General features: G+C 71.0%; 10 protein-coding genes. 9 read left to right on the top strand and 1 reads right to left on the bottom strand.

The genetic code is table 11. The features are described from left to right. Positions 1-112 precede the first annotated feature (112 nt). The 9 genes from yvcK to pgi all read left to right on the top strand — a co-directional run bounded on the left by yvcK (position 113) and on the right by pgi (position 11,354). Entirely contained in the window at positions 113-1,114 is a 1,002-nt protein-coding gene (gene yvcK / locus ACFV0Q_RS29360; protein WP_385009384.1) for a uridine diphosphate-N-acetylglucosamine-binding protein YvcK, read from the top strand. Then, positions 1,105-2,100, top strand: a complete 996-nt coding sequence (gene whiA, locus ACFV0Q_RS29355; protein ID WP_385009383.1) for a DNA-binding protein WhiA — start codon at positions 1,105-1,107, stop codon at positions 2,098-2,100. The genes yvcK and whiA overlap by 10 nt, the downstream gene beginning before the upstream one ends. A gap of 158 nt (positions 2,101-2,258) precedes the next feature. After that, complete coding sequence (locus tag ACFV0Q_RS29350) at positions 2,259-5,219, top strand: M14 family zinc carboxypeptidase (protein ID WP_385009382.1); 2,961 nt, start codon at positions 2,259-2,261, stop codon at positions 5,217-5,219. A 210-nt stretch (positions 5,220-5,429) separates the two neighbouring features. Beyond that, the gene (gene gap, locus ACFV0Q_RS29345) at positions 5,430-6,434 is read left to right on the top strand and encodes a type I glyceraldehyde-3-phosphate dehydrogenase (RefSeq protein ID WP_351816461.1); all 1,005 of its coding nucleotides are present in this window, start codon (positions 5,430-5,432) and stop codon (positions 6,432-6,434) included. Between the two features lie 131 nt (positions 6,435-6,565). Beyond that, positions 6,566-7,777 (top strand): phosphoglycerate kinase, encoded by a 1,212-nt coding sequence (locus tag ACFV0Q_RS29340; protein WP_385009381.1) that lies wholly within the window; start codon positions 6,566-6,568, stop codon positions 7,775-7,777. 6 nt (positions 7,778-7,783) lie between these two features. Next, positions 7,784-8,572, top strand: a complete 789-nt coding sequence (gene tpiA, locus ACFV0Q_RS29335) for a triose-phosphate isomerase (protein ID WP_385009380.1) — start codon at positions 7,784-7,786, stop codon at positions 8,570-8,572. A 167-nt stretch (positions 8,573-8,739) separates the two neighbouring features. Beyond that, positions 8,740-8,970, top strand: a complete 231-nt coding sequence (gene secG, locus ACFV0Q_RS29330) for a preprotein translocase subunit SecG (protein ID WP_385009386.1) — start codon at positions 8,740-8,742, stop codon at positions 8,968-8,970. A gap of 179 nt (positions 8,971-9,149) precedes the next feature. After that, positions 9,150-9,485 (top strand): RNA polymerase-binding protein RbpA, encoded by a 336-nt coding sequence (locus ACFV0Q_RS29325; protein ID WP_385009379.1) that lies wholly within the window; start codon positions 9,150-9,152, stop codon positions 9,483-9,485. A gap of 165 nt (positions 9,486-9,650) precedes the next feature. Next, positions 9,651-11,354: a glucose-6-phosphate isomerase gene (pgi, locus tag ACFV0Q_RS29320; RefSeq protein WP_385009385.1), complete on the top strand. Its 1,704-nt coding sequence runs from the start codon at positions 9,651-9,653 to the stop codon at positions 11,352-11,354. Positions 11,355-11,427: 73 nt separating this feature from the next. Here pgi and pgl read toward each other — a convergent pair whose 3' ends face one another. Further along, positions 11,428-12,207 (bottom strand): 6-phosphogluconolactonase, encoded by a 780-nt coding sequence (gene pgl / locus ACFV0Q_RS29315; RefSeq protein ID WP_385009378.1) that lies wholly within the window; start codon positions 12,205-12,207, stop codon positions 11,428-11,430. Between the last annotated feature and the right edge of the window lie 69 nt (positions 12,208-12,276).

The raw sequence follows: 12,276 nt of genomic DNA, 5'->3' as shown, positions 1-12,276 counted from the left end.
CAACCCCCCCACCTCGGTCGTGGGCCGCGTCTTTTTTTTAACCCCCCCGCGCCCGGGGCGGCGCCGCGGGGGGCCCCCCCCCCCCCCGGGCCGGGGCGAGGACGGCGCGGCCGTGCGCACCACCCGCCGCGGCGCGGCCGCGGCCAAGGTCGTCGCGCCCAAGGTCGTCGCCCTCGGCGGCGGCATGGGGCTGTCGGCCTCCCTCGCCGCCCTGCGCCGGATCACCGGTGAGCTCACCGCGGTGGTCACCGTCGCCGACGACGGCGGCTCCAGCGGCCGGCTCCGGGAGGAGCTCGGCGTGCTGCCCCCCGGCGACCTGCGCAAGGCGCTGGCCGCGCTGTGCGGGGACGACGACTGGGGCCAGACCTGGGCCCGCGTCATCCAGCACCGCTTCCAGTCGGCGGGCGACCTGCACGAGCACGCCGTCGGCAACCTGCTGATCGTCGCCCTGTGGGAGCAGCTCGGCGACCCCGTCCAGGCCCTGGACCTGGTCGGGAAGCTGCTGGGCGCGCAGGGCCGGGTGCTGCCGATGTCGGCGGTGCCGCTGGAGCTGCAGGCGCTGGTCAAGGGGCACGATCCGGCGCGCCCGGACGACGTGGACACCGTACGGGGGCAGGCCACCGTGGCCCTGACCCCGGGCGAGGTGCTCTCCGTACAGGTCGTGCCCGCCGGCCCGCCGGCCGTGCCGGAGGCCGTCGCCGCCGTGCTCGACGCGGACTGGGTGGTGCTCGGCCCGGGGTCCTGGTTCTCCTCCGTGATCCCGCACCTGCTGGTGCCGGAACTGCTCGACGCGCTGATGGAGACGAAGGCCCGGCGGGTCCTCTCGCTGAACCTCGCTCCGCAGCCCGGTGAAACAGAGGGCTTCTCTCCGCAGCGTCATTTGGAGGTTTTGGCCCGACACGCCCCTAAACTCGCCCTGGACGTGGTGCTGGCCGACGAGGCCGCCGTACCCGACCGCGAGTCCCTCGCCGATGCCGCGAAACGGTTCGGTGCCGCGGTCGAGCTGGCCCCCGTGGCCAGGCAGGACGGCTCTCCGAAGCACGATCCGGAGCTGCTGGCCGCCGCGTACGACCGTATTTTTCGGATGCATGGAAGGATCGGCCCATGGCGATGACGTCTGCGGTGAAGGATGAGATTTCCCGCCTCCCCGTCACCCGGACCTGCTGCAGGAAGGCGGAGGTCTCGGCGATCCTTCGGTTCGCGGGCGGGCTGCACCTGGTGAGCGGCCGCATCGTCATCGAGGCGGAGCTGGACACGGGGATCGCGGCCCGCCGGCTGCGCAAGGACATCCTGGAGATCTTCGGCCACTCCTCGGACCTGGTCGTGATGGCCCCGGGCGGGCTGCGCCGAGGCAGCCGCTTCGTCGTACGGGTCGTCGCGGGCGGGGACCAGCTGGCACGCCAGACGGGCCTCGTGGACGGCCGCGGCCGTCCGATCCGGGGTCTGCCCCCGCAGGTGGTCTCCGGGGCCACCTGCGACGCGGAGGCGGCCTGGCGCGGTGCCTTCCTGGCCCACGGCTCCCTCACCGAGCCGGGCCGGTCGTCCTCCCTGGAGGTCACCTGCCCCGGTCCCGAGGCCGCCCTGGCCCTGGTGGGTGCCGCCCGCCGGCTCTCCATCGCAGCCAAGGCGCGCGAGGTGCGCGGCGTGGACCGGGTCGTCGTACGGGACGGCGACGCGATCGGCGCCCTGCTGACCCGCCTCGGCGCCCACGAGCAGGTGCTCGCCTGGGAGGAGCGGCGGATGCGGCGCGAGGTGCGCGCCACCGCCAACCGTCTCGCCAACTTCGACGACGCCAACCTGCGCCGCTCGGCGCGGGCCGCGGTGGCCGCCGGAGCCCGGGTGCAGCGCGCGCTGGAGATCCTCGGCGAGGAGGTACCCGAGCACCTCGCCGCGGCCGGCCGGCTGCGCATGGAGCACAAGCAGGCCTCCCTGGAGGAGCTGGGCGCGCTGGCCGACCCGCCGCTGACCAAGGACGCCGTCGCGGGCCGGATCCGCCGCCTGCTGGCCATGGCCGACAAGCGGGCCCAGGACCTGGGCATCCCGGGCACCGAGTCCAACCTGGACCTCAGCGAGGAACTGGCCGACAACATGGCCGGCTGACCGCACGTCCGTACGCAGTCCGGAACACGTAGCCCGTAAGGGGCCCGCACGCTCACTCGTGCGGGCCCCTTCTCGGTACGCCCCATTGACATGAGCATGGGCCGGTCGTGAGCCTGGCGTCCGCACGCTTTCGTGGCAGACGACGCCCAGGGGGGCACATGAGGCACCGCGCGAGATCGATCCTCGCCGCAAGCGCACTCGTCTTCGGAACCACACTCGCCGCGCTGCCCGTGGCGGCCCAGGCCCAGCCCGCGTCCGGCTCCGCGTCCGCCGCCGACGAGGTGCGGGTCTACGACGCCGACATCACGAAGGAACAGGTCCCGCTCGTCCTCGCCGCCGGCCAGGACGCCCACGAGCTCGCCGAGCGCGCCCCGCAGAGCGGGACCGCCAAGGTCGAGCTCTTCCTCACCGGGGACCAGGCCGAGGGGCTCGCCGCGCAGGGCGTCAAACTCGCCGAGCGCAAGGTTCCCGCCCAGGGGCTCGCCCGCGCCAAGGCCGCCGGGGACGGGGTCTTCCGCCCGTACAGCGGCAAGGGCGGCCTCCAGGAGGAGATCCTGCGGACCGCCCAGCAGAACCCGGGGCTCACCAAGGTCGTCTCCATCGGCAAGACCGTCCAGGGCAAGGACATCCTCGCCCTCAAGGTCACCAAGAACGCGAGCGGGACCAAGGACGGCGACAAGCCCTCCGTGCTCTACATGTCCAACCAGCACGCCCGGGAGTGGATCACCCCCGAGATGACCCGGCGGCTGATGCACCAGACCCTGGACAGCTACGGCAAGGACCCGCGGATCACCAAGCTCGTGGACTCCACCGAGCTGTGGTTCCTGCTCTCCGCCAACCCGGACGGCTACGACTACACCTTCACCGCCGACAGCGCCCGGCTCTGGCGCAAGAACCTCCACGACAACAACGGCGACGGCAAGATCACCGCCGTCGACGGCGTCGACCTCAACCGCAACTTCGTCTACAAGTGGGGCTACGACAACGAGGGTTCCTCGCCGAACCTCTCCAGCGAGACCTACCGCGGCCCCAAGGCGGCCTCCGAGCCCGAGACCAGGGCCCTGGACGCCTTCGAGAAGCGCATCGGCTTCCGGTACGCCATCAACTACCACTCGGCCTCCGAGCTGCTGCTCTACGGGGTGGGCTGGCAGGTCGCCACCCCGACCCCCGACGACGTGGCCTACAAGGCCCTCGCCGGCACCCCCGGGAACCCGGCCGTCCCCGGCTACTACCCGCAGATCTCCTCCGAGCTCTACACGACCAACGGCGAGGCCGACGGCCACGCGGCCAACGCCAACGGCGTCATGATGTTCACGCCGGAGATGACCACCTGCCAGACGGCCTCCGCGATCGACCCGAACGACGCGTGGAAGCCCGAGGACTGCGCCTCCGGGTTCAACTTCCCGGACGACGAGAAGCTCATCCAGCAGGAGTTCGCGAAGAACGTCCCCTTCGCGCTGGCCGTCGGCGAGAGCGCCGCGCACCCGGACCAGCCCTCCTCACCGGTCGGCCTGAGCGCCGCCGACTTCACCCCGGACCCCTTCACCACCTCCTACGTGGAGCGCGGCGAGGACCAGACGGTCGCCGTCACGGCCCGCAAGGCCCTGAAGGACAAGGAGCTCAACTTCCGGATCAACGGCGGCCGCACGCACGACGACGAGCTCAAGGCCTGGAAGGGCGGTGACGTCTACGGCGGCGAGGACAACAACTGGTTCGACGAGTACCGCGCCAAGGTCGACGGGGCCAAGCCCGGCGACAAGGTCGAGGTCTGGTTCACCGGCCGCGACCGCTCCGGCAAGCTGGTCTCCAGCGAGCACTTCACATACACCGTGGCGCAGCGCCCCCACGCGGACGTGCTGGTGATCGCGGAAGAGGGCGCGAAGGCCCAGAACGCCCAGACCTACGTGGACGCGCTGCGCGCCAACGGGAAGTCGGCCGCCGTCTGGGACGTGGCCACCCAGGGCGCCCCGCACCACCTCGGGGTGCTCTCGCACTTCCGCACCGCCGTCCACTACACCGGCGCCAAGGCCCCCGGCGGCGACACCCAGCTGGCCGTGCGCGACTTCCTCAACGAGGGCGGCAAGCTCATCGAGGCCGGTGAACTGGCGGGCGGCACGGCCAAGGTCGGCCGCGCCCTGACCGACGACTTCAGCCAGTACTACCTCGGCGCCTACGGGCGGGCGAGCGTCCCCGGCCCCACCGGCTTCACCGGAGCCGGCACCCTCACCGGCGCCAAGGGCGCCCTCGGCGCGGCGGCGGGCAACCCGCTCGACGCCCCCGGGGCCTACACCGTCACCTCCGACTCCCTGCCGGCGGCGCAGTTCCCGCAGTTCAAGAGCGCGCAGGCGGGACAGTACGCCGGGGTCGTGAACCCGTACGCCCCCTTCGCGGGCGCCGGGATGGCCGCGGCCACCCATGACGACGACGACTGGAAGCGCCTCACGCGCACCGTCGACCTCACCCGGGTCGCCGCCGCCGACAAGCCGCAGCTGAAGATGGCCCTCAACTGGAACACCGAGCCGGGCTACGACCACGCCGTCCTGGAGGCCCGTACGGCCGGGGGAGAGGACTGGACCACACTTCCGGACGCGGGCGGGCTGAGCTCCACCACAGTCCCGGCGGAGTGCGAGGCCGGGTTCTTCATGAACGACCACCCGTTCCTGCGCCGTTACCTCACCCTCGACGGCGGCGGCTGCTCACCGAAGGGCACCAGCGGTGACTGGAACAGCTTCACCGGCTCGTCCGGCGGCTGGAAGCAGGTCTCCTTCGACCTGAGCGCCTACGCGGGCAAGACCGTCGAGGTCTCGCTCTCCTACGTGACCGACCCGGGTTCGGGCGGCCGCGGCGTCTTCGCCGACGAGGCGCGGGTGTCCGTGGGCGGCGCCGACCAGGCCGTCGAGGGCTTCGAGAGCTCGCTCGGCGCCTGGACCGCCCAGGCCGCACCTGCCGGAAGTCCCGATGTTCCGGGCGATTGGTCCAGAGCGGGCGAGCTGTTCAAGTCCTACGCGTCGGTCACTACGCGTAACACCGTCCTGCTCGGCTTCGGGCTGGAGCACCTGCCGGCAGCGGCGGACCGCTCCGTACTCGTCGGTAAGGCGCTTCGATCCCTGAGCCGCTGACCTGCGGCCCCCACCCCCGATCACCCTGAGTGACCGGGGCCAAGGTCCCCGAGGTCCCGTGCCAGGGCGCCTGGTACAGGGCCTCGGGGCGTGTTCGGCCCCCGTCGATGTCACCGGGAAGCTCACGGAGAGGTAGGGTCGTAAGCGGTCGGGGACATCCCATACAGCTCGCCGGCGGACAGGCCGGCGCACCAACGAGGAGATCGGTTCGTGACGATCCGCGTAGGCATCAATGGTTTTGGCCGAATTGGCCGCAACTACTTCCGGGCGCTCCTGGAGCAGGGAGCGGACATCGAGATCGTCGGTGTCAACGACCTGACTGACAACGCCACCCTGGTGCACCTGCTCAAGTACGACACCATCCTGGGCCGCCTCAAGGCCGAGGTCTCCCACACCGCCGACACCATCACGGTGGGCGGCAACACCTTCAAGACCTTCGCCGAGCGCGACCCCGCGAACCTCCCCTGGGGTGAGCTGGGCGCCGACATCGTCATCGAGTCGACCGGCATCTTCACGAAGAAGGCCGACGCCGCCAAGCACATCGCCGCGGGCGCGAAGAAGGTCCTCATCTCGGCTCCGGCCAAGGACGAGGACATCACCATCGTGATGGGCGTCAACCAGGACAAGTACGACGCGGCCAACCACCACGTCATCTCCAACGCCTCCTGCACCACCAACTGCGTGGCGCCGATGGCCAAGGTTCTCCTGGAGAACTTCGGCATCGTCAAGGGCATGATGACCACGGTCCACGCGTACACGAACGACCAGCGCATCCTGGACTTCCCGCACTCGGACCTGCGCCGCGCCCGTGCCGCCGCCGAGAACATCATCCCGACCACCACCGGTGCCGCCAAGGCCACCGCGCTGGTGATCCCGGAGCTGGCGGGCAAGCTCGACGGCATCGCGATGCGCGTCCCGGTCCCCACCGGCTCCGTGACCGACCTGGTCATCGAGCTGGAGCGCGAGGTGACCAAGGACGAGGTCAACACCGCTTTCCAGAAGGCCGCCGAGGGTCAGCTGAAGGGCATCCTCGACTACACCGAGGACGCGATCGTCTCTTCCGACATCGTGAACTGGCCGGCGTCCTGCACCTTCGACTCCTCCCTGACCATGGTCCAGGGCAAGAGCGTCAAGGTCATCGGCTGGTACGACAACGAGTGGGGCTACTCCAACCGTCTCGTCGACCTCACCGTCTTCGTTGGCGGTCAGCTCTAAAAACGTAGGGCAAGGCACCATCATGTGAGCAACAGGGTCCGGCAGCGCGACGATGCGCCGCACGGGCCCTGTCGCTTGCCTCGCCCTCCCTCCTCGCCCTGCGGGTGAAGCGCTCAAAGGAGTAGAAACACATGAAGACGATCGACGAACTTCTCGCCGAAGGCGTCCGGGGCAAGCGGGTATTCGTCCGCGCCGACCTCAACGTGCCGCTGGACGGGGGCCGGATCACCGACGACGGGCGCATCCGCGCCGTCCAGCCCACCATCGCGAAGCTCGCCGAAGCCGGCGCCCGCGTGATCGTGGCCTCGCACCTGGGCCGCCCCAAGGGCGCCCCGGACCCGGCGTTCTCCCTCGCCCCGGCCGCCGCGCGGCTCGGCGAGCTGCTGGGCGCGGACGTGGCGTTCGCCACCGACACCGTCGGCGCCTCCGCCAAGGAGACCGTCGCCGCCCTCGCCGACGGACAGGTCGCCGTCATCGAGAACCTGCGCTTCAACGCCGGTGAGACCGCGAAGGACGACGCCGAGCGCGGCGCGTTCGCGGACCAGCTCGCCGAGCTCGCCGACGTCTACGTCGGCGACGGCTTCGGCGCCGTCCACCGCAAGCACGCCTCGGTCTTCGACCTGCCCGCGCGCCTCCCGCACGCGGCCGGCTACCTGATCGCCACCGAGGTCGGCGTCCTGAAGAAGCTCACCGCCGAGGTGAAGCGCCCGTACGTGGTCGTCCTCGGCGGCGCCAAGGTCTCCGACAAGCTCGCCGTCATCGACGAGCTCCTCGGCAAGGCCGACCGCATCCTCATCGGCGGCGGCATGGCGTACACCTTCCTCAAGGCCAAGGGCTACGAGGTCGGCATCTCCCTCCTGCAGGAGGACCAGATCCCGGTCGTCCTGGAGTACATGGCGCGCGCCGAGAAGACCGGCGTCGAGCTGGTCCTGCCGGTCGACGTCCTCGTCGCCGCGGACTTCCCCGACCTGAAGACCAAGGCCCCGGCCAACCCCGAGCTCGTCGCCGCGGACGCGATCCCCGCCGACAAGGAGGGCCTGGACATCGGCCCCAAGACGCGTGAGCTCTACGCGTCGAAGATCGCAGACGCCGAGACCGTCTTCTGGAACGGCCCGGTCGGCGTCTTCGAGCACCCCGACTACGCGAACGGCACCAAGGCCATCGCGCAGGCCCTCGTCGACAGCGACGCGTTCACCGTCGTCGGCGGCGGCGACAGCGCTGCCGCGGTCCGCATCCTGGGCTTCGACGAGAACGCCTTCGGTCACATTTCCACCGGTGGTGGCGCCAGCCTCGAATACCTCGAGGGCAAGACGCTCCCCGGCCTCGCCGCCCTGGAGGGCTGAACCCCTATGACTGCTGCTGCCAACGGCCGCACCCCGCTGATGGCGGGCAACTGGAAGATGAACCTCAACCACCTCGAGGCCATCGCCCACACCCAGAAGATCGCCTTCTCGCTCGCCGACAAGGACTACGACGCCGTCGACGTGGCGGTGCTCCCGCCCTTCGTCGACCTGCGTTCGGTCCAGACCCTGGTCGACGCCGACAAGCTGAAGATCAAGTACGGCGCCCAGGACATCTCGGCGCACGACTCCGGCGCGTACACCGGCGAGATCTCCGGCCCGATGCTGTCGAAGCTCGGCTGCGCCTTCGTGGCCGTCGGCCACAGCGAGCGCCGCCAGTACCACGGCGAGAGCGACGAGATCTGCAACGCCAAGGTCAAGGCCGCCTACAAGCACGGGATCACCCCGATCCTGTGCGTCGGCGAGGGCCTGGACGTCCGCAAGGCCGGCCAGCAGGTCCCGCACACGCTGAGCCAGGTCGACGGCGGCCTGAAGGACGTCCCGGCCGAGCAGGTCGAGTCCATCGTGATCGCGTACGAGCCCGTCTGGGCGATCGGGACCGGCGAGGTCGCCACCCCCGAGGACGCCCAGGAGGTCTGCGGTGCGATCCGCGGCCGCCTCGCCGAGCTGTACTCCCAGGAGCTGGCCGACAAGGTCCGCATCCAGTACGGCGGCTCCGTGAAGTCCGGCAACATCGCCGCGATCATGGCCCAGCCCGACGTCGACGGCGCCCTGATCGGCGGCGCGGCGCTGGACGTGGACGAGTTCGTCAAGATCGTCCGCTTCCGCGACCAGTGACGCGACCAGTGAGTATGCGGTAGGGCGGATCCGTCGTACCCTTGCGGGGGCCAGGGGGCTGCGATCGGCAGCCACTGGCCCCCGCGCGCTTCGCAGCACCGGCGTCGCAGCACCGGGGAAAACCCTGAAAGCCCAGAATGCCCAGAAAGTAGGAATCAGCCGTGATTATGGGGTTCTCGATCGCCCTGGTCGTCTTCAGCGCCCTGCTGATGCTGCTCGTGCTGATGCACAAGGGCAAGGGCGGCGGCCTGTCCGACATGTTCGGCGGCGGCATGCAGTCCTCGGTCGGCGGCTCCTCCGTGGCTGAGCGCAACCTCGACCGCATCACCGTCGTGATCGGGCTCCTGTGGTTCGCCTGCATCGTGGCGCTCGGCCTGCTCACGAAGTCGAGCGGCTGACCGTTCTGGCCATTGTGCCGGTCCCGTCGGCTGCGCCCTGCCTATCATGAGGTCCGGCGTCCACGCCTGGAGCGAGTAACTCCGGTTGCTGGACGCGCGTTGGGCCTTCCGTAGACTGGGGCGCCCGCAGCGGACACCCCCTCACGCTCCGCGGCACCATCACGCAGGGAGTTACGACCGTGGCAAGTGGCAACGCGATTCGTGGAAGTCGGGTCGGAGCCGGGCCGATGGGCGAGGCCGAGCGCGGTGAATCCGCGCCCCGCCTGCGCATCTCCTTCTGGTGCTCGAACGGGCACGAGACGCAGCCGAGCTTCGCCAGCGACGCAGTGGTGCCGGACACCTGGGACTGCCCGCGCTGCGGGTTCCCGGCCGGCCAGGACCGGGACAACCCGCCCGCGCCGCCGCGCACCGAGCCCTACAAGACGCACCTCGCCTACGTGAGGGAGCGCCGCACCGACGCCGACGGCGAGGCGATCCTCGCCGAGGCACTCGCCAAGCTCCGCGGCGAGATCTGAGGCTCGGCAACGCCGGGGCCACCCTCAAGAGTGACTCGGGGCCCGGCCCGTGGGAGAGCGAATCCCGCGGGCCGGGCCCCTTTTTGTCCGTTGTTCCCCCTCGGATCCCTTAGGTTTGGAGGCGGCGGGGCACAACAGGACGGAAGAAGTGGGTTGATGTCCGAGATGAACGCAGATCAGGCCGCCGCGCGAAGCGCGTCAAACGAGGGTGGTGGCGGGCGACGGGAGGGACGTACGAGGCTCAACCGGACGCCGGAGTGGAACGCGCTCGGCAAGCACCGCGAGGAGCTGGGCCAGACGCATCTGCGGGAGCTGTTCGAGGCCGACCCGGACCGCGGCACCGGGTACACCCTGCGGGTCGGGGACCTGCACATCGACTACGCGAAGCACCTCGTGACCGACGAGACGCTCGCGCTGCTGCGCGAACTGGCCGCGGCGACGGGCGTGGCCGCGCTGCGGGACGCCATGTTCCGCGGCGAGAAGATCAACATCACCGAGGACCGGGCGGTCCTGCACACCGCGCTGCGCGCGCCGGCGAACGCGGTCGTCGAGGTGGACGGCGAGAACGTCGTCCCCGCCGTGCACGAGGTCCTGCGCAAGATGAGCGACTTCAGCGACCGGGTCCGGTCGGGGGACTGGAAGGGCCACACCGGCAAGCGCATCAAGAACGTCGTCAACATCGGCATCGGCGGCTCCGACCTGGGCCCGGCCATGGCGTACGACGCCCTGCGCGCCTTCAGCGACCGCGAACTGACGGTACGTTTCGTCTCCAACGTCGACGGCGCCGACCTGCACGAGGCCGTGCGCGACCTGGACCCGGCCGAGACGCTGTTCATCATCGCCTCCAAGACCTTCACCACCATCGAGACCATCACCAACGCCACCTCGGCGCGCAATTGGCTGCTCACGGAGCTGAGGGCCGGCGAAGAGGCCGTCGCCCGGCACTTCGTGGCGCTGTCCACCAACGAGGAGAAGGTGGCCGCGTTCGGCATCGACACGGCCAACATGTTCGGGTTCTGGGACTGGGTCGGCGGCCGCTACTCCTTCGACTCGGCCATCGGGCTCTCGCTGATGATCGCCATCGGCCCGGACGCCTTCCGCGAGATGCTGAGCGGCTTCCACGCGATGGACGAGCACTTCCGCACGGCGCCGCCGGAGGAGAACGCGCCGCTGCTGCTGGGCCTGTTGGGCATCTGGTACGGGGCCTTCTTCGACGCCCAGTCGCACGCCGTGCTCCCGTACAGCCACTACCTCTCCCGCTTCACGGCCTACTTGCAGCAGCTGGACATGGAGTCCAACGGCAAGTCCGTGGACCGGGACGGCAATCCGGTGGACTGGCAGACCGGGCCGGTGGTGTGGGGCACGCCCGGCACCAACGGGCAGCACGCGTACTACCAGCTGATCCACCAGGGCACCAAGGTGATCCCGGCGGACTTCATCGGCTTCGCCCGCCCCGTCGACGACCTGCTGCCGGGGCTGGTGCCCCAGCACGACCTGCTGATGGCCAACTTCTTCGCCCAGACCCAGGCCCTGGCCTTCGGGAAGACGGCCGACGAGGTCCGGGCGGAGGGCGTCGCCGAGGAACTCGTCCCGCACAAGACCTTCCACGGCAACCACCCGACCACGACGATCCTCGCCGCCGAACTGACCCCGTCGGTGCTGGGACAGCTCATCGCCCTCTACGAGCACAAGGTGTTCGTCCAGGGCGCCGTGTGGAACATCGACTCCTTCGACCAGTGGGGCGTCGAGCTCGGCAAGGTCCTCGCCAAGCGGCTGGAGCCCGCCCTGACCGAGGGCGCGGCCGTGGAGAACCTCGACCCCTCGACGCGGGCGCTCGTGGCCACGTACCGGGAGCTGCGCGGCCGCTGAGCCGCCTTCGCGCCGTGAACGGCAGAGCGCCCCGCACCGGTTGGTGCGGGGCGCTCTCGCGCATGCGGCCCGGTTACGAGGTCGGCGCGTACAGGCCGGCCGGGAGCTTGGCCGCGGCCGCGCGGTCCAGCAGCCACAGGGTGCGGGCGCGGCCGGTGGCCTGCGCCGCCGGGGCCTGCACGCCGCCCGCGCCGCCGAGTGCGACGGCCACCGCGGAGGCCTTGTCCTCGCCCGCCGCGAGCAGCCACACCTCGCGGGCCGCGCGGATCGCCGGGAGGGTCAGGGAGATCCGGGTCGGCGGGGGCTTCGGAGCGCCGTGCACGCCGACGACGGTGCGCTCGGTCTCGCGGGCCGCCGGGTGCTCCGGGAACAGGGACGCCACGTGCGTGTCGGGGCCCACGCCCAGCATGAGCACGTCGAAGGTGGGGACCGGGCCGTGGTCCTCCGGGCCGGCGGCCCGGGCCAGTTCGGCGGCGTAGGCGGCCGCGGCGGCGTCCACGTCCACGCCGTACGGGCCGTCGGAGGCGGGCATGACGTGCACGCGCGCGGAGTCGACGGGGACGGAGTCCAGGAGGGCCTCGCGGGCCTGGACGTGGTTGCGCTCGGGGTCGTCGGCGGGGAGGTACCGCTCGTCGCCCCACCAGAGGTCGATGCGGGACCAGTCGACGGCGTCCCGGGCGGGGGCGGTGGCGAGGGCCGCGAGGAGGCCGTTGCCGTTGCGGCCGCCGGTCAGGACGACGGAGGCGCTGCCGCGGGCGGCCTGTGCGTCCACGATCTTCGTGATGAGCCGGGCCGCGGTGGCCTGGGCCATCAGGTCCTTGTCCCGGTGGACGACGACTTGGGGAGTCGTCATACCCATGTGGTGCCGCCTTCTGCGTAGTTCGGGTGGTGCGGGTGGTGCCGCCGCGCGGAGCCGTTCCCC

This window comes from Streptomyces sp. NPDC059564 (genome assembly GCF_042735575.1).
Classification (GTDB): Bacteria; Actinomycetota; Actinomycetes; order Streptomycetales; family Streptomycetaceae; genus Streptomyces.
This window is presented reverse-complemented; position numbering and strand designations above follow the sequence as displayed.

Bases quoted from the DNA above. Each gene is read 5' to 3' on its own strand.
- secG (WP_385009386.1), top strand. From the start codon at position 8,740: ATGGGGTTCTCGATCGCCCTGGTCGTCTTCAGCGCCCTGCTGATGCTG.
- pgl (WP_385009378.1), bottom strand. From the start codon at position 12,207: ATGACGACTCCCCAAGTCGTCGTCCACCGGGACAAGGACCTGATGGCC.
- ACFV0Q_RS29340 (WP_385009381.1), top strand. From the start codon at position 6,566: ATGAAGACGATCGACGAACTTCTCGCCGAAGGCGTCCGGGGCAAGCGG.
- pgi (WP_385009385.1), top strand. From the start codon at position 9,651: ATGAACGCAGATCAGGCCGCCGCGCGAAGCGCGTCAAACGAGGGTGGT.
- whiA (WP_385009383.1), top strand. From the start codon at position 1,105: ATGGCGATGACGTCTGCGGTGAAGGATGAGATTTCCCGCCTCCCCGTC.
- tpiA (WP_385009380.1), top strand. From the start codon at position 7,784: ATGACTGCTGCTGCCAACGGCCGCACCCCGCTGATGGCGGGCAACTGG.
- ACFV0Q_RS29350 (WP_385009382.1), top strand. From the start codon at position 2,259: ATGAGGCACCGCGCGAGATCGATCCTCGCCGCAAGCGCACTCGTCTTC.